Source organism: Brachybacterium tyrofermentans, from assembly GCF_014897585.1.
Lineage (GTDB): Bacteria > Actinomycetota > Actinomycetes > Actinomycetales > Dermabacteraceae > Brachybacterium > Brachybacterium tyrofermentans.
On the sequence record NZ_JABUXW010000002.1, the window covers coordinates 226,045 to 249,777 of the forward strand.

Here is a 23,733-nt window from a genome sequence, read left to right on the forward strand (position 1 = left end):
GCTGGTCGACCTTAGACGGGGCCGCGCCCCCCGTGACGCCGTGTCCGGCGTGCGGTCGCCCCCGCCCGTCGGCGACGGCCGCCTGTCCGCCCGGTCAGCACCCCTCCGCACAGGTCAGCGTCCCTGGTGAGAGCGCTGCGGGGTCCAGACCAGGCACAGCGGGTGATCGATCGCACTTGGTAGTCTCGGGGCATCGGCCCGAGAGACCTCGCGGCATCCTGTGGTGGCACGATCACGCCGCCGCGTCGCGCGGCTCCCGTCGCCCGCCCCACCCGACCGCCGTCAAGGAGTTCTCGTGCCCGGTCCTGCTTCCCATCCTTCGTCGAGTTCTGCGTCCGTCGCTGATCCCGATCCTGCCTCCGACACCGTGCCCGGTCCTGCATCCGCATCCGCATCCGATCCTGCGTCCGAACGGGCGTCGGCGGCCGCCGCCGAGGGCCACGACCTCGTTGTGGTCGCGAACCGTCTGCCGGTCGACTCCCGCACCCTCCCCGACGGCGCGACCGAATGGGTCACGAGCCCGGGCGGGCTCGTCACCGCCATGGAATCGGTGATGCGCACCGTCGACTCCGGCGCATGGGTGGGCTGGGGCGGTTCGCCCGGCGAGGCGCCCGAGCCCTTCGAGGCCGACGGGATGAGCCTGTACCCCGTCCGTCTCGACCAGCAGGACGTCGAGCGGTACTACGAGGGCTTCTCCAATGCCACGCTGTGGCCCCTCTACCACGACGTCATCGTCGATCCCGAGTTCCACCGCACGTGGTGGGACTCGTACGTGACGGCGAACCGGCGCTTCGCCCGCGCCGCCGGGGCCGTCGCGAGCAAGGGCGGCACGATCTGGGTCCACGACTACCAGCTGCAGCTGGTGCCGCGCATGATCCGCGACGACCGCACCGATGTGCGGATCGGCTTCTTCAACCACATTCCCTTCCCCTCGGTCGAGCTGTTCTCCCAGCTGCCCAAACGCAATCAGATGCTGCGGGGACTGCTCGGCTCCGACCTCGTCGGCTTCCAGCGCGAGAGCGATGCCCAGAACTTCCTGGGCGCGGTGCGCAAGCTGCTGGGCTACCAGGTCGATGGTCAGGTCATCTCGGTGCCCGGCCTCGGCGCAGCGCCGGTGCGCGAGGTGCTCGTGCAGACCTTCCCGATCTCCATCGACTCCGAGGCGGTCTCCGCGCTCACCGAGGACGCGGAGGTCCGTGAGCGCGCGGTCCAGCTGCGTCGGGACCTCGGCGATCCGCACAAGGTCGTGCTCGGGGTGGACCGGCTGGACTACACCAAGGGCATCCGCCATCGCCTCAAGGCCTGGGGGGAGCTGCTCAACGACGGCTCGATCGACCCGCACGACACCGTGATGATCCAGGTCGCGACCCCGTCGCGCGAGCGCGTCGAGGCCTACCGCCAGCTGCGGGACGAGGTCGAGCTCACCGTGGGTCGCATCAACGGCGACCATGCGCCGATCGGCCGTCCGGCGGTCTCCTACCAGCACCGTTCCTTCGATCGTCGCGATATGACCGCCCTGTTCATGGCGGCCGACGTGGTGCTCGTGACCGCGTTGCGCGATGGCATGAACCTGGTGGCCAAGGAGTACGTGGCCTCCCGGCCCGATCTGCGCGGGGTGCTCGTGCTCAGCGAGTTCGCCGGGGCGGCGGATGAGCTGAGGGCGGCCGTCATGGTCAATCCCCACGACATCGACGAGCTGAAGTCCGCGATCCTGCGTGCGCTCGCGATGCCGGAGGAGGAGCAGGAGGACGCGATGCGGTCCCTGCGCCATCAGGTGATGGAGAACGACGTCCAGGCCTGGGCCCACGACTTCCTGCAGCACCTGGAGCAGTCGGGGGATCCCGCGTACGGGACCCGGCCCACGGTGCGGCTGGCGGGCGACGACTCCACCGACCCGGAGGCCTTCGACCAGGCGCTGGAGGACTTCTCCGACGTGCCTCGGATCCTCATCGCCTCGGATTTCGACGGTGTGCTGGCTCCGATCGTGGACGATCGCGATGCCGTCCAGCCCGATCCGCGAGCGCTGTCGACCCTGCGCGAGCTCTCCGAGCTGCCGGGGGTCGCCGTCGCCCTGGTCTCCGGACGGGCGCTGGAGGATCTCGACTCCCACACCACGATGCCCAGCTCCGTGGTGCTGGTGGGTTCCCACGGCGCCGAGGTCGGCGCGCTGCCGCCGTGGATGCAGTCCGAGGTGCTCGACTCCGCGGCGCTGTCGATGACCCCGGAGAAGGAGGATCTGCTCCGGTCCATCACGGAGAACCTGCGGAGGATCGCGCGGGCGCACCCCGGCGTCGAGGTCGAGACCAAGCCCTCGGCCGCCGTGCTGCACACCCGCAACGCGAAGGGCCGCGGGTCGCTCAACGCGACCGACTCTGCGCTCGAGTACGCGGTCACGCTGCCCGATGTCACGGTCACCCCGGGCAAGGAGGTCGTCGAGTTCTCGGTGGTCCACACCTCCAAGGGCGCCGCGATCGATGCGCTCGCCCGGGCGAGCGCGGCCGACGCGTGGCTCTACCTGGGTGACGACGTGACCGACGAGTCCGTCTTCGCCCGACTGGGCGACCGGGACGTGGGCATCAAGGTCGGCGAGGGCGACACCGCCGCCGGCTACCGCGTCGCGGGGACCGACGAGGTCGCCGCGGCGCTGAAGCGCCTCAGCGAGCTGCGCCGGGAGAGCTGAGCACGGCGGGCCGCCATCCACGCACCGAGCTGAGCAGTGCGATGCGGGAGGCGGCCCGCAGCTCGGCGACGGTGATCTCGCGCTCGCGGACCTGCCCGGCCTCGAGCGCGAGGCGCCGCCCGACGCCGGCCAGGCAGCCGTCCTCGACCGGTGGCGTGCACCAGCTGCCGTCGATCTGGACGAGCAGGGTCGCGATCGTCGTCTCGGTGACGCGGCCGTCGCGTCCTCGCAGCACGACGTCGTCGACAGCTGCAGGTCCTCGGGCGTCTCCGTCGCGGCCGAGGTCGCCAGCACGAGCACGAGCACGGGCGAGCGCTGCCACGAGGTGGGCCCTGTCGGTCGTCTTTTGACGTACCGCCGGCGCACCGGGGTCCTGGGTCCGGTCGTCCAGCGCGAGGACCACGGGGCCGGCGCCGGCCACCGGGATCGGGCGATCGGTGAGATCGAACTGGCCATCCATCCCGAGGGCGAGGCGCAGCACCGCATCGCGTCCGCCTGCCGCGAGCTGCGACGCCCGTGCTCTCACGGCATCACGCACCTGCTCGCGATCGCACGGGAGGGCGAAGGACCTCGCGGAGTCCTCCAGACGGTCCAGATGCTCCTCGAGGTTGCGGGGCAGTCCGTCGACGACCGCGAGGGTCTCGAGCAGGGCGAACTGCGTGGAGTCCCGGGAGGGGTCCGGTGCACGAGTCGCGTCGTGGCCCGGTCTGTCCCGACGGTCCAGCCCGTCCTGCCTGTCCAGTCTGTCCAGGACTCGCATCTTGACTTCGAGCTCGGCGTGCTCCGCCGCCGCCTCGGACGGCCAGGTGATCCCGCTGCCCACGCCGTACACGGCGGAGCCGTCGGACCGGTCGACGACCAGAGTGCGGATCGCGACGCTGAACGAGGACGACGCCGGCACCGGACCAGTCGAAGTGCTGCGAGCCGGGGCGAGCCATCCGATGGCACCGCAGTACACGCCGCGCGGGCCGGTCTCGAGGTCGCGAATCAGGGCCATGGTCGAAGCCTTCGGGGCGCCGGTGATGGAGCCGCACGGGAACATCGCGGCCATCGTCTCCTCGAGGCCGACGCCCGGGGCCGCCTCCGCCGTGATGGTGCTGGTCATCTGCCAGACGGTCGGATACCGCTCGACGTCGAGCAGAGAGGGAACGGCGACCCCTCCGGGGCGTGCGAGGCGAGCGAGGTCGTTGCGCAGGAGGTCCACGATCATGATGTTCTCGGCGCGTTCCTTGGCGCTGCTGAGCAGGTGGGCGCGGGATGCGGCATCCGCGGCAGGGCCGGGCTGCCGGGCCGCGGTCCCCTTCATCGGCGCCGTCGTGAGCAGATCTGCGCTGCGCGATATGAACAGCTCAGGGCTCGCGCTGAGGACCGTCGTGCGCCCCAGGTCGAGGTAGGCGCCGTACGGGGCCTCTTGCGCGGCGATCAGATCCAGATAGCAGGAGAGCAGGTCCCCGGTGATGTGCCCACGGCGTCGGGTGGTGAGGTTCGTCTGATAGGTCTCCCCCGCGGCGATCGCGGCCTGCACCGTCGCCATCGCCGCGGCATGCTCCGCAGGGGTCCACTCGTCGGCCCACGGGCCGACCTCGTAGCCTCCCCGCTCGGACGACGGCGCACCAGAGGTGCCGAGAGGATCGGGAACATCCGGAGCATCCGCGATGCCGAACCACAGCAGGGGCAGGCCCTCGCTCGGCGTCTGCGTGGCCAGGGCGGGATCGAGCCCGGAGGCGGCCTCATAAGTGATCAGCCCGGCCGCCCAGCGGCCGGCGTCGACCCGGTCCTGCACGGCGCGCAGGGCAGGACGGACCTCGTCCGGGGTGCGAGCTGTGATCTCCTCGCGGAAGGAGGAGAACTGCCGTGAGGTGCCGCCAGGGATGTCGTCGAACCGGACGAACGGGCGGTGCGTGGGCATGCGATCCTCCCCGATGCATGAGCCGGAACGACGACGTCCCCGGTCAGGGGCCACAAGGGCCTCGGACCGGGGACGTCTGACGTGCCCGCGACAGGATTCGAACCTACGACCTTCTGCTCCGGAGGCAGACGCTCTATCCACTGAGCTACGCGGGCCGACCGTGCGAGTCTAGCAAGTCCTCGGGGCCCGGCGGGACACCGCGGCGGCTGGTGAGCCGAGGTGTGAGGCGGACCTCACCTCAGGCGGTCCTCATCTCAGGAAGTCCTCATCCCGGCAACGGCAGCTGAGCCCCGTGCAGGACCGCCGAGGGGTCCGCGGCGATGCGCAGGCCGCTGGGGTCCGCGCCGAAGCGCACCAGGAGGTCTCCGACGGCACCGATCATGGCGCCGTTGTCCGTGCACAGCGCGGGCGGCGGGATCCGCAGCTCGATGCCGGCGGCATCGCAGCGCTCCTGTGCCACGGCGCGCAGCCGGGCGTTGGCCGCGACGCCGCCGACGATGACCAGGGTGCTCAGGTTCCTCTCGCGCACGGCCCGGAGTGCCTTGGTGACCAGCACGTCCACCACAGCCTGCTCGAAGGAGGCCGCGATGTCAGCGACGGGGACCGACTCGCCGGCGCGCTCGATGCGTTCCACGGTGCGGGCGACGGCGGTCTTCAGCCCGGAGAACGAGAAGACGAACGGCGCATCGCCGGATCGCAGCATCGCGCGCGGGAACCGGAAGGCGGTCGGATCCCCGCCGACCGCGGCGCGGGAGATCGCCGGCCCCCCTGGGTACCCGAGACCCAGCAGGCGGGCGACCTTGTCGAAGGCCTCCCCGGCGGCATCGTCCAGGGTGTCCCCGAGATGCTCGATCGGATCGCGCACGAGGTCCCCGACCGCCAGGATCGAGGTGTGGCCGCCGGAGACGATCAGCACGATGCTGCGTTCGGGGAGCGGGCCGTGCTCGAGGGTGTCCGCGGCGGCGTGGCCGGCGAGGTGGTGGACGCCGTACAGCGGCTTGTCCAGCGACCAGGCCACAGCCTTCGCGGCGGCGAGGCCGACGTGGACCGCGGTGGCGAGCCCCGGGCCGGAGGTGACCGCGACGTGGGTGATGTCGCCGAGCTCGACCCCGGCGTCCTCGAGGGCGAGGTGCAGCGTGGGGACCGCGGCATCGAGATGAGCTCGGGCGGCGATCTCGGGGACGACTCCCCCGAAATCCGCGTGCTGAGAGGCGCTGGAGGCCAGTCCCTGACCGAGCAGGACTCCCTCGGAGACGAGCCCGAAACCGGTCTCGTCGCACGAGGACTCGACCCCGAGCACGAGGGGTGCCCCGGAACGGATCACCGCAGGATCGACATCGGGTTGGAGTAGTTGCCCGCCTCGTCCATCGTCGCGAAGTGCAGGTGGCAGCCGGTGGAGCGGCCGGTCGACCCGACGTAGCCGACGGTGTCGCCCTGCTGCACGGTGGCACCCACCGAGGTGTTGAAGCCCTGCAGGTGGTAGTAGCCGGTGATGACGCCGTTGCCGTGGTCGACCTTGACCCGATTGCCGGAGGCGGAGTTGTACTCGACGGCCACGACCGTGCCGGCCTTGGCAGCCTTCACAGGGGTACCGCAGGACGCACCGAAGTCGACACCGTTGTGACCCTTGAAGTAGCCGAGGACGGGGTGCATGCGGCCGCCGAAGCCGGAGGTGATCGGGGCGTTCACGGGGTCGATGTAGCCGCCGCTGGAGGCCGGCGCGGCCGCGCCTTCTGCCGAGGCGTCCGCGGACGCGCCCTCCGCGACAATAGGCTCGGGCTCGGGGGCCGGGGCTGCGACCTCGATGCCGGTGCTGCCGGCGGCCTCCGCCTTCGCCGCGTCGGCCTTCGCGGTGTCAGCCTTCGCGTCGTCTGCAGACTTCTCGCCCTTCGCGGGGGAGGTGCGGTCCGTGCTGCGCGTGGAGTCGGAGTCGTCGGTGCGGGTCTCGAGCGCAGCCGTCCCGGCGTTCGCGGAGAGGTCCGCGGTCGGCAGGGAGACGGGCGCTGCAGGGACCTCTGCGGGCTCGGCGACCGACTGCGGCGCCGGCGCTGCGGTGGCGTCTCCGACGGCGGCGGTCTCGTCGATGCCGGCAGCGGCTGCCGCCAGAGGTGCGGCGATCGTGGCGGTGGCGAGGACGCCGAGCACGCCCACCTTCACCGCGCTGGCGGGAAGGGCGGCGTCACGGTGAGTGCCTCCGATTGCTCGGAGCTTGCGCACCGAGGCGCGTCCATCGGCGCGGTGATTCGCCACGTGAAGACCTGCTTCCAGTTCGACTGCGTATTCCGGTTCGTACGTCTGTCCGAGCGCGACGCCGGACAGGGGAAGGACGCGTCGCCGAACAACCTCGAACAACCTACGGCCCCGTCGCCCGAATGGACCAGCAGGTCACCCGTGACATTGCCAAGTTTTTGCCCTAAAGCCCCAAAGGTTGCCCGGTCTTGACGGGAGCGGGTCCTCGACGTGCGCCGCGCCACCTGTGGAAGCGACCAGAAGGCGTCGACGGTCATGTCGCCGGCGGCGCGGAGCACGCGCCGTGCGTCGTGATATCAGGGTCGTCGCAGACGCCGCGCACTAGAGTGGCGGCATGTCGAACCCGGACCAGGCAGCATCCCCATCGGCCCCGCCGCGCGTCGTGGTGATCGAGGACGAGCCGACGATCACCCGTGCCATCGCCGACCGGCTCACCGCCGAGGGCTGGGAGGTCTCCACCGCGCTCGACGGGCCCTCCGGGGTGCGGACGGTGGCCGAGGTGCGCCCTGACGTCGTCGTCCTCGACGTCATGCTCCCGGGCTTCGACGGCCTCGAGGTGTGCCGTCGCATCCAGGCCGACGAGCCGGTCCCGGTGCTCATGCTGACCGCCCGCGACGACGAGACCGACATGCTGGTCGGTCTCGGCGTCGGCGCGGACGACTACATGACCAAGCCGTTCTCCATGCGCGAGCTCGCCGCCCGCCTCAAGGCCCTGCTGCGGCGGGTGCGCCGCACGACTCCCCCGCCCACCTCGGAGACCGAGCAGAACGTCGCTCTGCAGTTCGGTGACCTGGTGATCGACCGAGCCGGCCGCCGTGTGATGCGAGCGGGCGTTCCGGCCCACCTCACGCCGACCGAGTTCGACCTGCTGCTGTGCCTCGCCAACGCCCCCGGCACCGTCCTCACCCGGGAGCAGCTGCTCGCGGACGTCTGGGACTGGATCGACGCGACAGGCACCCGCACGGTCGACTCCCATGTCAAGGCGCTCCGGCGGAAGCTCGGCGCCGATCTGGTGCGCACGGTCCATGGCGTGGGATACGCCCTGGAGATCCCGGAGGACGACCTCGATGAGGACGGCACCCTCGCTGAGGATCCCGCGGACATCTCCTCCCTGCGCACTCCGGCCGACCCCCCGACCTCCCCGTGACGACGGAGCATCCACCGGCCGACGGGTCCTCGCCGCCGGTCGCACGCCGCAGGGTCCCCGAGCGGCTCGACGTGCGCCCCCTGGACCGCTTCCGCTCCTTCAAGGTCAAGCTCGGGATCCTGGTCGGTGCCGTCGTGCTGGTCGCGGCCCTGCTGACCCAGGTCAGCATCCGCGCCGGCATCGAGCCCCTGCTGGCCATCCCGCTCGTCGTGATCGCCGCGCTCGTCTTCACCCAGCTGCTGGCCCGCGGTATGACCTCTCCGCTGCGCGAGATCACCGCGGCGGCGCGCGCCATGGCACGGGGCGACTACACCCAGCGGATCCGATCCAGCAGCCGCGACGAGATCGGCCAGCTCGCCGAGGCCTTCTCCACCATGGCCTCGGAGCTGGAGCAGACCGATCGCATGCGCCGCGACCTCGTCGCGAACGTGTCCCATGAGCTGCGCACCCCGGTCGCGGGCCTGCGCGCCCAGCTGGAGAACCTCGTCGACGGCGTCACCGAGCCGGACCCTGCGGCGCTCGAGGTGGCCCTCACCGAGACCGAACGGCTCTCGCTGCTGGTGAACCATCTCCTGGACCTCTCCCGACTGGACGCCGGGGTCGTCGAGCTGGACCTCGAGGACATCGAGCTCACCCCCTTCCTCCATGAGGTGGTCGACGCGGCGACGCTCGCCTCCGGCGGCCGCGACGTGCGCTGGATCGTCGACGTGGAGCCGGCCGACCTGATGGTCACCGCCGATGCGGCCCGCATCCATCAGGTGATCCACAACCTGCTCGAGAACGCCGCCCGTCACTCCCCCACCGGCGGCCGGATCCACATCAGCGCCGCCTGTCTCGAGGACGGCGACGGCGTACGGATCGATGTGCACGACGAGGGTCCCGGCATCGCCCTCGAGGATCGCTCCCGGGTGTTCGAGCGCTTCCAGCGCGGCGGATACGCGGACAGCTCAGGAGGAACCGGGCTGGGATTGGCGATCGCGCGCTGGGCCGTGGGACTGCACGGCGGCACGATCGAGGTGCTGGACGATCCGCGCACCGAGGTCGACGGCGACGGCCGCTCCTCGTTGATCCGGGTGGTCCTGCCCCAGGCCCGCCCCACGACGTGACGTCCCACACCACAGGGCCGTCAATCACCCCCGGGACCCCCGAGCGGCGCATGCGAGGAGTCCTGCTCCGTTAGGCTGTGGCTATCCGTATCACTCGACCGTGAGAAGGCTGGCGATCTCAGAGTGTCACAGCAGACACAGGGCTCCGAGAACTCGGAATTCGGCCCGAATCAGTGGCTCGTGGACTCGCTCCGCGAGCAGTGGCAGCAGGATCCCTCGAGCGTCGACCCCAGTTGGGCGGAGTACTTCTCCTCCCGTGGTGACCTGACGCCCGCGGCACCCGCTGCCGACGAGCCCTCCCCGGGCAGTCCTCCCGCTGCGATGGAGCAGCAGGAGAAGACCCCGGAGGACGCGTCACCGCAGGCGGCTCCCGCCACGCAGGCCGACCCTCCGCCGGCCGCTCCCGAGCCGGCACCGGCTCCCGAAGCACCCTCATCCCAGGCCGCGCCCGCCGCGGCATCCCCTCAGCGCGCGAAGGAAGCTGCTCCTGTGAACGACGAACCCGCGAAGGCCGCACCCCAGCCGACGCCCTCCGTGTCGACCACCTCGGACCGCCCGGCGAAGATCCCCACCTCCACCGCGCAGATCCCCGTCGTCGAGCTGCGCGAGCCGGAGACCGTCAAGCTGCGCGGCCCCGCCGCCGCCGTCGTGCGCAACATGAACGAGTCGCTCGAGGTGCCCACGGCGACCTCCGTGCGCGATGTGCCCGTGAAGCTCCTGTTCGACAACCGCATCGTCATCAACAACCACCTCAAGCGCAATCGCGCCGGCAAGGTGTCGTTCACCCACCTCATCGGCTGGGCGATGATCGAGGCGATCACCGAGATCACCGACATGAACAACGGCTTCGCGGTCGACGAGAAGGGCAAGCCGCTGCTCCTCAAGCGCGAGGACATCAACTTCGGCCTCGCCATCGACATGCCGCGCGCCGACGGCAGCCGCGGCCTGGTCGTGCCCAGCATCAAGGGCGCCCAGCGCTTCGACTTCCTGGGCTTCTGGAAGGCCTACGAGGAGGTCGTGAAGAAGGCCCGTGGCGGCAAGCTCACGATGGACGACTTCGCGCACACCACGGTGTCGCTGACCAACCCCGGCGGCATCGGCACCGTCCACTCGATCCCCCGGCTCATGCAGGGCCAGGGCACGATCGTGGGCGTCGGCGCGATGGACTATCCCGCGCAGTTCCAGGGCGCCAGCCCCGCCACCCTCGCGGACCTCGCGGTCTCGAAGGTCATGACGCTGACCTCGACCTATGACCACCGCATCATCCAGGGCGCCGCCTCCGGCGAGTTCCTCAAGCGCATGGGCGACAAGCTCCTGGGCAAGGAGGGCTTCTACGACCGCGTGTTCGCGGCGCTGCGGATCCCGTACCAGCCGATCCGCTGGGTGCCGGACAACCCCTTCAAGGACTCCAAGTCCGAGCGTCTCGCACGGGTCATGGACCTCATCCACTCCTTCCGGGTGCGCGGCCACCTCATGGCGGACACCGATCCGCTGCAGTACCGGGTGCGCAACCACCCCGACCTCGACGTGGAGACCTATGGGCTCACGCTGTGGGATCTCGATCGCACCTTCCCCACGCGGGGTCTGGGCGGCAAGGACGAGATGCCGCTGCGCGACATCCTCGGGGTGCTGCGCGACGCGTACAGCCGCACCATCGGTGTGGAGTACATGCACATCTCCGATCCGGACGAACGTGCCTGGATCCAGGACCGGATGGAGACCCCGCGGCGTCCCTTCGACAAGGTCGAGCACACGCACATCATGGATCGGCTCAACGCCGCCGAGGCGTTCGAGACCTTCCTGCAGACCAAGTTCGTGGGTCAGAAGCGCTTCTCCCTCGAGGGCGGCGAGTCGGTCATCCCGATGCTCGACGCCGTCCTGCACGGCGCAGCGCATGCCGGGGTCGACGAGGTCTGCATCGGGATGTCGCACCGCGGCCGCCTGAACGTCCTGTCCAACCTCGCCGGGAAGAGCTACGGCCAGATCTTCCAGGAGTTCGAGGGCAACTTCGGCCAGAACCCCGGCTCGGGCGACGTGAAGTACCACCTGGGCACGGAGGGCACCTACACGTCCCACGACGGGGAGACCACCAAGGTGTACCTCGCCGCGAACCCCTCGCACCTGGAGGCGGTCAACCCCGTCCTCGAGGGCATCGCCCGGGCGAAGCAGGACCGCCTCGAGCGCCCCGAGGAGTTCCCCGTGCTGCCGATCCTCGTGCACGGCGATGCGGCCTTCGCCGGCCAGGGAGTGGTCACCGAGACCCTGAACCTGTCCGAGCTGCGCGGGTACCGCACCGGCGGCACGGTGCACGTGGTCATCAACAACCAGATCGGCTTCACGACGCTGCCGGACTCCTCGCGCTCGTCGTTCTACTCGACCGATGTCGCGAAGTCGACCCAGCTGCCGATCTTCCACGTCAACGGCGATGACCCCGAGGCCTGCGTGCGCGTCGCGGAGATCGCCTTCAGCTACCGCCAGAAGTTCCACCGCGATGTCGTGATCGACATGGTCTGCTACCGCCGCCGCGGGCACAACGAGGGCGACGACCCCTCGATGACGCAGCCGCAGATGTACTCGCTGATCAACGACAAGCCCTCCACGCGCAAGCTGTACATGGAGGCCCTCATCGAGCGGGGCGATCTCACCGAGGACGAGACCGAGGGCCTGGTGCGCAACTTCCAGGAGCACCTCGACGAGGCCTTCGCGGCGACCCGCGCCGGTGCCTCCGAGGTCGATCCGGACTCGAGCGTGCAGGGCCTGGAGCTGCCGGCCTCCCAGCGCACGCCGAGCTCCGAGCACGGCGCCGTCGAGACCGCGGTCAGCACCGACGTGCTCTCGCACATCGGCAGGTCGTTCGGCGAGGTGCCGGACTCCTTCTCGGTCCACCCCAAGCTCATGACCGTGCTCACGCGCCGCCAGCAGATGTCGACCGACGGGAAGATCGACTGGTCCTACGGCGAGCTGCTCGCCTTCGGCTCGCTGCTCATGGAGGGCCGACGGGTGCGCCTGGCCGGTCAGGACTCGCGTCGCGGCACCTTCGTGCAGCGCCACAGCGTGCTCATCGACCATGAGAACGGCGACACCTGGACGCCCCTGTCGTACCTGTCCGACGACCAGGGACGCTTCAACGTCTACGACTCCTCGCTCTCGGAGTTCGCCGCGCTCGGCTTCGAGTACGGCTACTCGGTGGAGAACCCCGAGTCGCTCGTGCTCTGGGAGGCGCAGTTCGGCGACTTCGTCAACGGCGCACAGACCATCATCGACGAGTTCATCTCGGCCTCGGAGCAGAAGTGGGGCCAGAACTCGAGCGTCGTGCTCCTGCTCCCCCACGGTTACGAGGGCCAGGGACCGGACCACTCCTCCGCACGCATCGAGCGCTTCCTGCAGATGTGCGCCGAGAACAACATGCGGGTCTCGGCCCCGTCGACCCCGGCGAGCTACTTCCACCTGCTGCGCCGGCAGGCCAAGCTCGAGCCGAAGCGACCGCTGATCGTCTTCACCCCGAAGTCGATGCTGCGCAACAAGGCCGCCGTCAGCTCCGTCGAGGACTTCACCACCGGTGGCTTCGAGCCCGTGCTGGCCGACACCACCGTCGACCCCTCGGCGGTCAAGCGCGTCCTGCTCACCTCGGGCAAGGTCTACTGGGATCTCGCCGCCTGGCGGGAGAAGCAGGAGGTGACCGATACCGCGATCGTGCGCATCGAGCAGCTCTACCCGCTGCCCACCGAGGAGATCCTCGAGGTGCTCGCGGCCTACCCCGACGCCGAGCTCACCTGGGTCCAGGAGGAGCCGCAGAACCAGGGCGCCTGGACCTTCATGGCCGTGAACTTCGCGGTCGAGGTGGGGCGCACGTTGAAGGTCGTGGCGCGTGCCGCCTCGGCCTCCCCGGCGACCGGCTCCAACGCCACGCACAAGGCCGAGCAGGAAGACCTGATCGCCCGAGCTTTCGAGTCCTGAGCGCCGGGTGGGGGTCGCGGGTTCGCCCGCGACCCCCACCGTCGTTACAGTTGACGTTCCCGTCCCAGGCCCAGGAGGTCCCGGTGCAGACTGTGCCCACATCGAACGCCACGGATCCGGATCCCCGGATCCGGATCATCGCGCTCGGAGACGAGCTCCTCGCCGGAATCGGTGACGCCCGCGCTCTGGGCTGGCTCGGCCGTGCCGTCGCCAGCGAGCAGGGGGCACGCAATCGCATCGACGTGTTCACCTCTGCCCTGCCCGGCGAGTCCTCCGCATCCCTCGCGGACCGCTGGGACGACGAGGTGCAGCGTCGGATGGACCAGTCCGCGCAGTCCGACGGCAGCATCGACCACCGCATCGTGCTGGCCATGGGGCGCGCCGACGTCGGCGCCGGGCTCTCCCTGGCCCGTTCCCGCCTCAACCTGGCCAAGGTGCTCGACGGTCTCGAGCGGCTGCGGATCCCGGCGTTCGTGGTCGGCCCGCCGCCCAGCAGCGATCCGGGGATCACGCAGGGCGTCCGGGAGCTGTCGGGCGCCTTCGAGGACGTCTGCTCGCGCCGTCGCATCCCCTACGTGGACCTCGTCAGCGGGCTCGTCGGGCACGAGCAGTGGGAATCCGATGTCGCCCGGGCGCCGGGAGACCATCCGGGACAGACCGGCTACGGACTCATGGCCTGGCTGGTCCTGCACGGAGGCTTCGGCTCCTGGCTGGGGACATCCTCCTGACGACGTGACCTCCGCCTCAGCGGGGTCGACCGGCCCGTTCCACGAGGGGACGAGGTCACACGATGTGGCACAATCGTCGGGTTACCCGGGCGAAGGAAGGAGAACGTGATGAGCAAGCGAGGACGTAAGCGCAAGTCTCGCCGTAAGAACGGCGCGAATCACGGCAAGCGCCCCAACTGCTGACCGTGATGCCGCTGTTCGCGGCATGACAGAGGGCCCCTCCCGTCTCGGGAGGGGCCCTCTGTCATGCCCGGCCGTACCGAGCTCAGCTGCCCGGGATCTCCCGCTCGACGCTGGTGGAGGTGATGCGCACGCTGGTCGTCCCGTCGACCTCGGTGGTCCGCGTGACAGAGACGGTGCGGCACTGCACGGCGATCCGCTCCCGGAGGGAGGTCGGCGCGCGGTCCTCGGTGCAGCTGCGGCGCACGAGCTCCTTGATGCGCCGCACGCGCTCCCATTCGTCGGCGCACTCGGGGCAGTCCTCCGTGTGCCGCGCCATCCGCTCGACGGTCTCGCGCGGGAGCTCACCGTCCAGAGCTTCGTCGAGCCGATAGCGCGGGTCGCGCCGGCTCTCCGGCGTGGGTCCGTCCGCGCTGGGATCGGCGTCGCGTGCCGTCTTCTCGTCCTGGTTCATCGTTCCTCCTCCCGGTCCATCGATCGGGTGTCGTCCTGGTCGGTCCCGCTCGTGGCGGGGGCCGAGGGATCCTCGCGCAGGTATCCGCTGCGATAGGCATAGTCGGAGAGCATCTCGCGCAGCTGGCGCCGACCGCGATGCAGCCGGGACATCACGGTGCCGATGGGGGTGCCCATGATCTCCGCGATCTCCTTGTAGGCGAAGCCTTCGACGTCCGCGTAGTAGACAGCCATGCGGTAGTCCTCCCGCAGCTCGCCCAGCGCGTCCTTGACCGCGGAGTCCGGCAGGTGGTCGAGCGCCTCGGTCTCCGCGGAGCGCAGTCCGCTGCTGGTGTGCGAGCCGACCTCGGCGAGCTGCCAGTCCTCGACCGTGTCGCTCCAGGCCTCCTTGGGCCGGCGCTGCTTCTGCCGGTACGTCGAGATGTATCCGTTGGTCATGATCCGGTACAGCCAGGCACGCATGTTCGTGCCGGGCGTGAAGCGGTCCCGGGCGCGGAAGGCCTTCATGAAGGTCTCCTGGACCAGGTCCTCCGCATCGTGGGGATTGCGGGTCATCCGGAGCGCGCCGCCGTAGAGCGAATCGAGGTGGGACAGGGCCTCGGACTCGAAATCGAAATCGGCGACATCACCGACGGCGTCACCATCCGGCGCGCCGTCCGGAAGGCCCGTATCAGGGCTCGGGGCGGAATCTGTCTGGGTCATCGCCCTCCAACCTACGCCAGGTCGACGGGGAGCACCCTGCCTCAGCACCGCTGTCGCCATACGCGCTCCATCACTCCGGTCCGCTGTCGTCTCGTCCCTGAGCTCCGTCCGGTGCGTTCCGGCACCTTCGGGGAGCATGCTCTGGGGAACCGAGCTCTCCGGTTCACCAGGGTGCAACGCTTCGGGCATCACGAATGTTCCCCGGGCGGTAGTCTGGATGCCGGTGACCTACCGGACAGTGCGCCCCGCCCTGTCCCGGCACCACCGGAACTGCTTGCCCCCGTACAGAACGTGAGGACACCATGGCCCTGGTCCGACGCATCGCTCGTCCCCTGCTCGCCGCTCCCTTCATCCTCGAAGGAGTGCGCACCGTCATGCGCCCCGAGCGCGAGATCGACGTCTACCCCCAGGCGTTCGACGCGTTCGACTCGACGCTCGCCAAGACGTCGGCCCCGAGCTTCCTGGACGCCCGCACCGTCGTGCGAGCCGCCGGAGCCGTCGCCGCGGGCGCCGGTGTCCTCTACGCCACCAACCGCTACCCGCGAGCCGCCGCTGCGGCCCTCCTGATGACCACGTCGGTCGGTTGGGCCGGCCGCAAGAAGGTCTGGGAGCTCCGCGGCGAGGAGCGCACCCAGGAGATCCAGTCGATCCTCACCGACGCCGGCCTGCTCGGCGGCGTGCTGCTGGCCGTGGTCGACCATGATGGGCGCCCGTCGCTCGGCTACCAGGTCAACCAGTTCGTCGAGCGCAGCCAGAAGAAGGCCGCCGCGAAGCAGCGCGAGCTGGAGAAGAAGTCCGAGCAGCTGGAGAAGAAGGCGAGGAGCGCGGTGGGAACCGCCCAGAAGCAGCTCGCCGCCCAGCGAGGCTGACGCCCGGTGGTCTCCGAGGTGCTGTGGACCGCTCCGGTCGCTGATCGGCCCGTCGACGCCCTGGTCCGGGTGCCGGGGTCGAAATCCCTGACCGCACGGTGGATGCTGCTGGCAGCCGCCGCGGACGAGCCGTCCGAGCTGCGAGGAGCCCTCGTCTCCCGCGACACCCGCCTGATGAGGGATGCCCTGGAGCGTCTCGGAGCGACCCTCGAGGTGCGGGACGACTCCCTGCTGGTGACCCCGCTCCCGCCTCCGTCGGAGCATCCGGAGCCGCCGGTCGAGATCCACACCGGTCTGGCCGGCACCGTGATGCGCTTCGTCCCGATGCTCGCCGCCCTGCACCACGGGGATGTTCGCTTCACCGGTGACGAAGGTGCCCTGGCCCGCCCCATGGGGCCGGTCATCGACGTCCTGCGCCAGCAGGGGGTCGAGGTCACAGAGCACGGCGAGCCCGGCCACCTCCCCCTGACTGTGCACGGCACGGGCCGCCTCAGCGGCGGGACCGTCGAGGTCGATGCGTCGGCCTCGAGCCAGTTCATCTCGAACGCCCTGCTGGTCGCGGCCCGCGCCGAGGCGGATCTCGAACTGGTGCACGTGGGCGCGACGCTCCCCTCGCTGCCTCACATCGAGATGACGCTGGAGACCCTTCGTCAGGTCGGCATCGACGGATCGCACAGCACGGACGACCAGGGACGTCATCGGTGGCATGTGGGCACCGGCGCGATCCGGCCCGTCCGCATCGTCGTCGAGCCCGATCTCTCCAATGCCGGGCCCTTCCTGGCCGCAGCACTGGTCACCGGCGGCACGATCGCGGTGGACGACTGGCCCGAGACCACCACGCAGCCCGGCGATGCCTACCGCGACCTGCTCACCCGGATGGGTGCGGAGGTCTGGCGCGAGGACCGGTCGATCTGCGTGCGCGGCACCGGCTCCCTCCACGGGATCGACGCCGACCTGTCCGCGGTCGGCGAGCTGACACCCACCATCGCGGCTCTCGCCGCGCTGGCCGATTCCCCCTCCACCCTGCGCGGTGTGGGCCATCTGCGCGGCCACGAGACGGACCGGTTGAAGGCGCTGGCCACGGAGCTCACCAAGCTCGGTGCCCGCACCCTCGAGCTGGAGGACGGTCTGGAGATCCATCCGGGCGAGCTCACCGGCACCGTCTTCGAGACCTACGAGGACCACCGGATGGCCACGGCCGCCGCGATCATCGGGCTGCGCGTGCCCGAGCTGCGCGTGATCAACATCAGCACCACCCAGAAGACCCTCCCGGACTTCGTGGGGATGTGGCTGTCGATGCTGCACACCGAGCCGGCGGCGGACGGCGACGCGTGAGCCGCTCGGCCCGCGAGTACGACGAGTCCGACGTCCGGGTGCGGCCCAACCGCCGCGGCTCCCGGCCTCGCACGAAGGATCGTCCCAAGCACGAGGACGCGATCACGGCGCGCGTGGTGTCGGTGGACCGCGGCCGCTGGCGCACCGTCGTCGCGGCAGGGACCCCCGAGGAGCGCACCGTCACCGCGATGCGCGCCCGGGAGCTCGGCCGCTCCCCCGTCGTGCCCGGCGACCTGGTCGCGCTCGTCGGGGACACCTCCGGCCGCGACGGCTCCCTCGCCCGGATCGTGCGGATCCTGGAGCGCACCTCCTTCCTGCGGCGCAGCGCGGACGACGACGACTCCACGGAGCGCCCCCTGGTCGCCAACGTGGACCTCATGGTCATGGTCTCCGCGGTGGCTGATCCGGAGCCTCGCGGCGGCATGATCGACCGCTGCCTGGTCGCCGCCTATGTGGCCGGGATCGATGCTCTGCTGGTGCTGACCAAGGCCGATCTGCGCTCCCCCGAGCAGTTCCTGCACGCCTACGCACCGCTCGGGCTCGAGCACGTGGTCACCCAGCGCGAGGACTCCGGCGAGATCATCGGGCTCGAGGAGGTGCGCGAGCGTCTCGACGGGCGGGTCAGCGTTCTCATCGGCCACTCGGGCGTCGGCAAGTCCACCCTCATCAATGCTCTGGTCCCGGGAACGGACCGCGCCATCGGCGTGGTCAACGACGTCACCGGGCGCGGCCGGCACACCTCGTCGTCCGCACTCGCGATGCAGCTCCCCGGCGCCGAAAGCTCCGAAAGTTCTGACAGCGCCGAAGGCACTGAAGGTTCTGAAGGCGCTGCACGGTCGGAAGGCGCCCGGGGCTGGGTGATCGACACCCCCGGCGTCCGGTCCTTCGGCCTGGGACATGTCGACCCCGACGAGCTGCTCGACGCCTTCGCCGACCTCGCCGCGCTCGCAGAATCATGCCCCCGTGGTTGCACCCATCTCGAGGACGCCTCCGATTGCGCCCTCGACGCCCTGGTCGCCGAGGGGAAGGCCGGGAGCGCCGGGGCCGCCCGTCTGGTCTCGTACCGGCGCCTTGCCGTCACCCTGCGGAAGAACGATCCCTGGGCCCTCTGACGGACTTCCGGCAGGGGCTCAGGTAGACGCTCAGGTAGACGCTCAGAACGGCACCACCTCATGTGTGCTCTCCCGCCGCGGCCTCCCCCGGGATCCGCGACGGGGCGCACTCGACCGCCGGAGCGCAGACCACTCCGCGTCGCTGCGCGGTCGGAGCGATCCGTCGCTCTAAGGTGGGCTCATGTCCAGCCGCTATGCCGATGATCTGCGCCTCGCCCATGTGCTCGCCGATGCCGTGGATCAGCTGACCATGTCCCGCTTCAAGGCGCAGGACCTCGAGGTCACCACCAAGCCGGATCTCACCGAGGTCACCGATGCCGACAAGGCCGCCGAGCAGCTCGTGCGCTCGCAGCTGTCCCGTTCCCGGTCCCGCGACCAGGTGATCGGCGAGGAGTTCGGCAGCACCGGATCCGCCTCGCGGCAATGGGTGATCGACCCGATCGACGGCACCAGCAACTTCGTGCGCGGGGTGCCCGTGTGGGCGACGCTCATCGGCCTCATCGAGGACGGCCGCCCCGTCGTCGGCCTGGTCTCCGCGCCCTCGCTCTCCCGCCGCTGGTGGGGCGGGACGGATGCAGGCGCCTGGACCGGTTCGCGGATCAACAAAGCGTCCCGTCTCCAGGTCTCCCAGGTCAGCCGGGTGGAGGAGGCCTCGCTGTCGTACTCCTCCCTGCACGGCTGGGCAGATCACGATCGTCTCCCCCAGATGCTCAACCTCATGCAGCGCTTCTGGCGCACCCGGGCCTACGGCGACTTCTGGTCGTACATGCTGGTCGCCGAGGGCGCGGTCGATGCGGCCTGCGAGCCCGAGCTCGCCCTGCACGACATGGTGGCCCTGGCCCCGATCCTCACGGAGGCCGGTGGTCGCTTCTCCTCGCTCGAGGGCGAGGACGGCCCCTTCGGGGGCAGCGCGGTCGCCACCAACGGCCTGCTGCACGAGGAGCTCCTCACCGCCCTCGCCCCGCGCGAGCGCTGACCCGGCCCGGTCCCTCGGCTGACCGCCTGCTGGTTCCGCGGCCCGGAGCGGCTGGGGCGGACCTCCCAGACCGCGGTCCGCGCGCATCGGTAGACTTCGGATGTTGTGACCTCGAACCGTGAAGGGATCCCCATCCACATGACCGTCAAGCGCGTCGCCCTGCTGACCGCAGGTGGCTATGCCCCCTGCCTGTCCTCCGCCGTCGGCGGCCTCATCGAGCGGTACACCGAGCTGGTGCCCGATGTCGAGATCATCGCCTACAAGCATGGCTACTGGGGCCTGCTCTCCGGCGAGAAGATCGTCATCGACGACGAGGTGCGCGCCGGCGCCCACGTGCTGCACAACTACGGCGGCTCCCCGATCGGGAACTCGCGTGTGAAGCTCACCAACACCGCGAACCTCGTCGAGCGCGGACTGATCCAGGAGGGTGAGAACGCCCTCGAGGTCGCGGCGAACAAGCTCATGACCGACGGCGTGGACGTCCTGCACACCATCGGCGGCGACGACACCAACACCACTGCCGCGGATCTCGCGAAATATCTCCACGAGAACGGTCACGAGCTGCAGGTCGTGGGCCTGCCCAAGACCATCGACAACGACATCGTGCCGATCCGTCAGTCCCTCGGCGCGCGGACCGCCGCCGAGCAGACCAGCATCTTCGCGCAGAACATCATCGCCGAGCACGGCTCGAACCCGAAGATGCTGATCATCCACGAGATCATGGGCCGTGCCTGCGGTTACCTGACCGCCGAGGCCGCCGCGTACTACCAGACCTGGCACTCCCAGCAGGAGTGGCTGCCCGGGATCGGCCACCGCGCCGAGCGCTGGGACGTGCACGCCGTATTCCTGCCGGAGCTCGCCCTGGACATCGAGGCCGAGGCCGAGCGCCTGAAGGCGGTCATGGACGACGCCGGCTGCGTGAACATCTTCCTGTCCGAGGGCGCCGGTATCCCGGAGATCATCGCGGAGATGCAGGCTCGCGGCGAGGAGCCCGAGAAGGACCCCTTCGGCCACGTCAAGATCGACCAGATCAACCCCGGTCAGTGGTTCGCGAAGCAGTTCTCCGAGAAGCTGGGCGCAGAGAAGGTCATGGTCCAGAAGTCGGGCTACTTCTCGCGCTCCGCGAAGGCCAACGCCGATGATCTGCGCCTGATCAAGTCCATGACCGACTACGCCGTGCAGGTCGCCCTCGAGGGCGGCTCCGGTCTGGTGGGCCACGACGAGGAGCGCGGTGACGTGCTGCGCGCCGTGGAGTTCGAGCGGGTCGCCGGGCACAAGGCCTTCGACGTCTCCCAGCCCTGGTTCCAGGACGTCATGGAGCGCACCGGGCAGACGATCGTCCCGGTCCAGGCCCACTGAGCCGACTGAACCGACAGCACCTCTGAGCCTGGAGTCCACTCCCGTGAGCGCCGCCGATCCGCAGCACATCGCCCGGCGACCTCGGGTGCGGACCTGGCGCCGAACTCTTCGCGCGCTCGCCCGTCCTGGGCGGGCGCGCGACGCGTTGGGAGGCGCCCCAGCTGACGCGACCGACGGGCCCGACGGGCGATCCCGCCTCGCACAGATCACCCCCGGGCCTGCCGGCACGGGCTGGAAGCTCGACAACGGTCCACTGCGATCGCCGCGCCCGCTCCGCCCCCAGCAGGGCCAGCTGGGCGACTGCTGGGTCATCGCCTCGATGCTCGCGATCCACGAGACCGCACCGGAGCGGCTCGAGGCACTGCTGTCAGCAGCGCAGGACGGCACGGTGGAGGTTCGCCTCCCCGCCGTCACGGCCCCGATCCGGGTTGATCGACGAATGCCGATCGATGACGGAGGCCGCTTCGTCTACGGCCGACGGGAGGGCGCGAACCCTGGTTGGGTCGGCGTGCTCGAGAAGGCCGTGGCCGCGCACGTGGCCGGCGGCTACCGCTTCCTGCAGCGCGGCGTCGCCCGCTTCGGGCTCGAGCTGCTGCTGGGGATGCCGGTGCGGACCCGCCTGCGCCTCCCGTCAGCACGCCGGATCGAGATCTGGCGGCAGGAGCATCGCGCGATCGCCGCGTCCACCCATCCGCTCAGCGGCCGCGTGATGACTGAGCACGGCCCGCTGCCGCGCAACCACGTCTTCGCCGTCGTCGGGGCGGACCCTCGCAGCGGGCACGTGCACCTGCGCAACCCCGTACGTCCCGGACGAGTGCTCGTCGTCGACACCCGCAGCTTCCGCCGCGGCTTCCTCTCGATCGACGTCACGCCGCCCCTTCGCTGAGCCCGGCCGCTCAGCGACGTCCCCACGACGACGCCCCAACGACTCAGCGGCGACTCAGCTACTCAACGACTCAGTGACGGCTCGGATCGACCTCGGCGAAGGTGCGCAGCCACTCGTCGGCGATCAGGCGGTGCCCGGCGATGGTGGGGTGCACGCCGTCGTTCGCGAGACCCGCCGGGGTGTGCCCCACGGTCCATGCCGACTCGAGCACCTTCTCGAGGTCCACCACGGCGTGCTGGAACTCGCGGGCGAGATCGCGGATGATCGCGACCTTGGCGTCGAGGTCGTCATGGATCTGCGCCGTCTCGCCACTGACGTCGGCGACGAAAGGGATCACCAGGAGCACCGGCGCGGCCGGACGGGTTGCGGAGAGCTGATCGAGCAGGTACCGGTATCCGGCCTCGAAGTCCTCGTCGGTGACGTGCTCACCCCGGGTGTAGCGGTGCCAGGAATCGTTGACCCCGACATAGATGGTCACGACCTGGGGGTCGTGCTCGAGACAGTCAGAGCCGAATCGCTCCACGAGGTCCTCGACCTTGTCTCCACCGATCCCCCGGTTGACCACGCGGGCGGTGGGTTCGTGGGCAGCGAAATGCTCGGCGAGCAGCCGCACATAGCCGTATCCGAGGCCGTCAGGGTCCTCGGTGCGGGAGCAGTCGGTGATCGAGTCCCCGATGAACAGCAGCGTTCGGGGCTCGGGAAGGGATGGCGTCGTCGTCATGCGGAGATTCTGTCAGACCATGCCCCGGCCAGCGTCGCAGCGCCAGGGCGGCCCCTCCTCGCCCTACCGGTCTCGCACACCTGGGAGTCGGGCGGCACAGCGATAGTGCCTCCACGCACCGCACCCTAGACTGACGATCGACCGATCGCGGGATCGATACCGACCGCGGCTCGCGACCGTTCCGTCCGCGGATGACTCGTAGGAGTTCTGTGATGTCTGCCCTCATGCTGCCCGCGGTCCCTTTCCCGCTCGACCCGTTGCACGTGCCGTTCGAGGTCGTCGGCGAGGACGGGCTGCGGGCCACCTCCCAGGCCAGAACCGACATCTTCGCTCCGCCCTTCCCCGGCGCGGAGCCCACGCTCACTGCGGGGACGTTGTTCGGCACCGCGCCCGAGGGTGACTTCCAGTTCAGCGCACGGATCACGGTCGACTTCCTTTCGACCTTCGATGCCGGGGTGCTGATGCTCTGGCACGACGAGGAGCACTGGGCGAAGCTGTGCTTCGAGTCCGCTCCGGACGGCAGCCCGACGGTGGTGTCAGTGGTCAACCGCACCGTCTCCGATGACGCGAACGCGCAGGTCGTCAAGGCCGAGCACGTGTGGATGAGGATCAGCCGGGTGGATGGCATCTACCTGTTCCACAGCTCGTTCGACGGCCAGCGGTGGGACATGGTGCGCCTCTTCGCCCTCGAGTCCCCCCGTCCTCTGCAGATCGGCTTCGAGGTGCAGTCGCCGACCGGCGACGGCTGCGATGTCGTCTTCGACCAGATCTCCTTCGCGTCGACGCGCCTGGAGGGCCAGCGCGACGGCTCCTGAGAACTTCTGGCGCCAGGAATCGGGCATCTGAAGCATCCCTGGTTCGCCGCCAGCACAACGCACGAGGGCCCCTGATCAGTGTTTCCACTGGCCAGGGGCCCTATCTCGTAGCGGGGGCAGGATTTGAACCTACGACCTCCGGGTTATGAGCCCGGCGAGCTACCGAACTGCTCCACCCCGCGTCGATAACCAGTACTTTACGGTGATCGCCCCATGACGTCCAACCAGGGGAAACAGAATGTCAGAGTCATCACGGCGGCAGTGGCCAGCACATCTGCCGCCACCAGGAGCACAGATCGATACTGCCGATGAGGATTCCACGGATACCGGACCACATGAACCGGCACTGGACGTGCTTCGGGGGGGAATAGCGAAAGGCCCCCGGTCAGTGTCTCCACTGGCCGAGGGCCTTCTCTTCGTAGCGGGGGCAGGATTTGAACCTACGACCTCCGGGTTATGAGCCCGGCGAGCTACCGAACTGCTCCACCCCGCGTCGGTGATCCCTACTTTACGGGGATCCCCTGCCAGCGTCCAACCAGACCCCTCCC

At 69.9% G+C, this 23,733-nt stretch carries 19 protein-coding genes and 3 tRNA genes; 13 read left to right on the top strand and 9 right to left on the bottom strand.

Annotated elements, in window-relative coordinates:
- Window positions 1-451: 451 nt before the first annotated feature.
- Window positions 452-2,680 carry a bifunctional alpha,alpha-trehalose-phosphate synthase (UDP-forming)/trehalose-phosphatase gene (locus tag INT49_RS02255; protein WP_319021479.1) on the top strand — a complete coding sequence of 743 codons (2,229 nt, stop codon included), beginning with the start codon at window positions 452-454 and terminating at the stop codon, window positions 2,678-2,680.
- Here the strand turns inward: INT49_RS02255 and pabB are convergent.
- The 4 genes from pabB to INT49_RS21510 form a co-directional block, all read right to left on the bottom strand.
- Window positions 2,655-4,589, bottom strand: coding sequence for an aminodeoxychorismate synthase component I (pabB, locus tag INT49_RS02260; RefSeq protein ID WP_193116090.1), 1,935 nt, complete (start codon window positions 4,587-4,589; stop codon window positions 2,655-2,657). The genes INT49_RS02255 and pabB overlap by 26 nt on opposite strands.
- A gap of 82 nt (window positions 4,590-4,671) precedes the next feature.
- Window positions 4,672-4,744: transfer RNA gene (locus tag INT49_RS02265), tRNA-Arg, on the bottom strand.
- 110 nt (window positions 4,745-4,854) lie between these two features.
- Window positions 4,855-5,913 (bottom strand): tRNA (adenosine(37)-N6)-threonylcarbamoyltransferase complex transferase subunit TsaD, encoded by a 1,059-nt coding sequence (tsaD, locus tag INT49_RS02270; RefSeq protein ID WP_193116091.1) that lies wholly within the window; start codon window positions 5,911-5,913, stop codon window positions 4,855-4,857.
- Window positions 5,910-6,839, bottom strand: a complete 930-nt coding sequence (locus INT49_RS21510) for a M23 family metallopeptidase (protein WP_319021472.1) — start codon at window positions 6,837-6,839, stop codon at window positions 5,910-5,912. Before INT49_RS21510 ends, tsaD begins: the two co-directional genes overlap by 4 nt.
- Window positions 6,840-7,173: 334 nt before the next feature.
- On the opposite strand from INT49_RS21510, the gene INT49_RS02280 reads away from it, so the two are divergent.
- The 5 genes from INT49_RS02280 to INT49_RS21640 all read left to right on the top strand — a co-directional run bounded on the left by INT49_RS02280 (window position 7,174) and on the right by INT49_RS21640 (window position 13,960).
- A complete protein-coding gene (locus INT49_RS02280; RefSeq protein WP_226849616.1) occupies window positions 7,174-7,986 on the top strand; it encodes a response regulator transcription factor in 813 nt (270 codons plus the stop codon).
- The gene (locus INT49_RS02285) at window positions 7,983-9,092 is read left to right on the top strand and encodes a sensor histidine kinase (protein ID WP_319021473.1); all 1,110 of its coding nucleotides are present in this window, start codon (window positions 7,983-7,985) and stop codon (window positions 9,090-9,092) included. The genes INT49_RS02280 and INT49_RS02285 overlap by 4 nt, the downstream gene beginning before the upstream one ends.
- Before the next feature lie 123 nt (window positions 9,093-9,215).
- Window positions 9,216-13,049, top strand: coding sequence for a multifunctional oxoglutarate decarboxylase/oxoglutarate dehydrogenase thiamine pyrophosphate-binding subunit/dihydrolipoyllysine-residue succinyltransferase subunit (locus INT49_RS02290; RefSeq protein WP_193116092.1), 3,834 nt, complete (start codon window positions 9,216-9,218; stop codon window positions 13,047-13,049).
- A gap of 83 nt (window positions 13,050-13,132) precedes the next feature.
- Entirely contained in the window at window positions 13,133-13,777 is a 645-nt protein-coding gene (locus tag INT49_RS02295) for a GDSL-type esterase/lipase family protein (protein ID WP_193116093.1), read from the top strand.
- Between the two features lie 108 nt (window positions 13,778-13,885).
- The gene (locus INT49_RS21640) at window positions 13,886-13,960 is read left to right on the top strand and encodes a 50S ribosomal protein bL37 (protein ID WP_370696128.1); all 75 of its coding nucleotides are present in this window, start codon (window positions 13,886-13,888) and stop codon (window positions 13,958-13,960) included.
- 82 nt (window positions 13,961-14,042) lie between these two features.
- On the opposite strand, the gene rsrA is transcribed toward INT49_RS21640, so the two are convergent.
- Entirely contained in the window at window positions 14,043-14,411 is a 369-nt protein-coding gene (rsrA, locus tag INT49_RS02300) for a mycothiol system anti-sigma-R factor (RefSeq protein ID WP_193116094.1), read from the bottom strand.
- Window positions 14,408-15,112, bottom strand: coding sequence for a sigma-70 family RNA polymerase sigma factor (locus INT49_RS02305; RefSeq protein WP_193116095.1), 705 nt, complete (start codon window positions 15,110-15,112; stop codon window positions 14,408-14,410). Before INT49_RS02305 ends, rsrA begins: the two co-directional genes overlap by 4 nt.
- Window positions 15,113-15,414: 302 nt before the next feature.
- On the opposite strand from INT49_RS02305, the gene INT49_RS02310 reads away from it, so the two are divergent.
- The 6 genes from INT49_RS02310 to INT49_RS02335 all read left to right on the top strand — a co-directional run bounded on the left by INT49_RS02310 (window position 15,415) and on the right by INT49_RS02335 (window position 21,649).
- Window positions 15,415-15,981 (top strand): DoxX family membrane protein, encoded by a 567-nt coding sequence (locus INT49_RS02310; RefSeq protein ID WP_193116096.1) that lies wholly within the window; start codon window positions 15,415-15,417, stop codon window positions 15,979-15,981.
- A gap of 6 nt (window positions 15,982-15,987) precedes the next feature.
- Window positions 15,988-17,316, top strand: a complete 1,329-nt coding sequence (gene aroA, locus INT49_RS02315; RefSeq protein ID WP_193116097.1) for a 3-phosphoshikimate 1-carboxyvinyltransferase — start codon at window positions 15,988-15,990, stop codon at window positions 17,314-17,316.
- Window positions 17,313-18,428 (top strand): ribosome small subunit-dependent GTPase A, encoded by a 1,116-nt coding sequence (rsgA, locus tag INT49_RS02320; protein WP_193116098.1) that lies wholly within the window; start codon window positions 17,313-17,315, stop codon window positions 18,426-18,428. Before aroA ends, rsgA begins: the two co-directional genes overlap by 4 nt.
- 181 nt (window positions 18,429-18,609) lie before the next feature.
- A complete protein-coding gene (locus INT49_RS02325) occupies window positions 18,610-19,404 on the top strand; it encodes an inositol monophosphatase family protein (protein ID WP_193116099.1) in 795 nt (264 codons plus the stop codon).
- 138 nt (window positions 19,405-19,542) lie between these two features.
- Entirely contained in the window at window positions 19,543-20,763 is a 1,221-nt protein-coding gene (locus INT49_RS02330; protein ID WP_193116144.1) for a pyrophosphate--fructose-6-phosphate 1-phosphotransferase, read from the top strand.
- A 43-nt stretch (window positions 20,764-20,806) separates the two neighbouring features.
- The gene (locus INT49_RS02335; RefSeq protein WP_319021474.1) at window positions 20,807-21,649 is read left to right on the top strand and encodes a C2 family cysteine protease; all 843 of its coding nucleotides are present in this window, start codon (window positions 20,807-20,809) and stop codon (window positions 21,647-21,649) included.
- A gap of 70 nt (window positions 21,650-21,719) precedes the next feature.
- Here INT49_RS02335 and INT49_RS02340 read toward each other — a convergent pair whose 3' ends face one another.
- Window positions 21,720-22,370, bottom strand: a complete 651-nt coding sequence (locus INT49_RS02340) for an SGNH/GDSL hydrolase family protein (RefSeq protein WP_193116100.1) — start codon at window positions 22,368-22,370, stop codon at window positions 21,720-21,722.
- A 212-nt stretch (window positions 22,371-22,582) separates the two neighbouring features.
- Here INT49_RS02340 and INT49_RS02345 point away from each other — a divergent pair, with 212 nt between their 5' ends.
- Entirely contained in the window at window positions 22,583-23,185 is a 603-nt protein-coding gene (locus tag INT49_RS02345) for a DUF1349 domain-containing protein (RefSeq protein ID WP_226849618.1), read from the top strand.
- A 108-nt stretch (window positions 23,186-23,293) separates the two neighbouring features.
- Here INT49_RS02345 and INT49_RS02350 read toward each other — a convergent pair.
- A tRNA-Met gene (locus INT49_RS02350) sits at window positions 23,294-23,367 on the bottom strand.
- A 237-nt stretch (window positions 23,368-23,604) separates the two neighbouring features.
- Window positions 23,605-23,678 (bottom strand) — tRNA-Met (locus INT49_RS02355).
- Window positions 23,679-23,733 lie beyond the last annotated feature (55 nt).

Bases quoted from the DNA above. Each gene is read 5' to 3' on its own strand.
- pabB (WP_193116090.1), bottom strand. From the start codon at position 4,589: ATGCCCACGCACCGCCCGTTCGTCCGGTTCGACGACATCCCTGGCGGC.
- INT49_RS02280 (WP_226849616.1), top strand. From the start codon at position 7,174: ATGTCGAACCCGGACCAGGCAGCATCCCCATCGGCCCCGCCGCGCGTC.
- rsrA (WP_193116094.1), bottom strand. From the start codon at position 14,411: ATGAACCAGGACGAGAAGACGGCACGCGACGCCGATCCCAGCGCGGAC.
- INT49_RS02305 (WP_193116095.1), bottom strand. From the start codon at position 15,112: ATGACCCAGACAGATTCCGCCCCGAGCCCTGATACGGGCCTTCCGGAC.
- INT49_RS02310 (WP_193116096.1), top strand. From the start codon at position 15,415: ATGGCCCTGGTCCGACGCATCGCTCGTCCCCTGCTCGCCGCTCCCTTC.
- INT49_RS02325 (WP_193116099.1), top strand. From the start codon at position 18,610: ATGTCCAGCCGCTATGCCGATGATCTGCGCCTCGCCCATGTGCTCGCC.
- INT49_RS02330 (WP_193116144.1), top strand. From the start codon at position 19,543: ATGACCGTCAAGCGCGTCGCCCTGCTGACCGCAGGTGGCTATGCCCCC.
- INT49_RS02340 (WP_193116100.1), bottom strand. From the start codon at position 22,370: ATGACGACGACGCCATCCCTTCCCGAGCCCCGAACGCTGCTGTTCATC.
- INT49_RS02345 (WP_226849618.1), top strand. From the start codon at position 22,583: ATGTCTGCCCTCATGCTGCCCGCGGTCCCTTTCCCGCTCGACCCGTTG.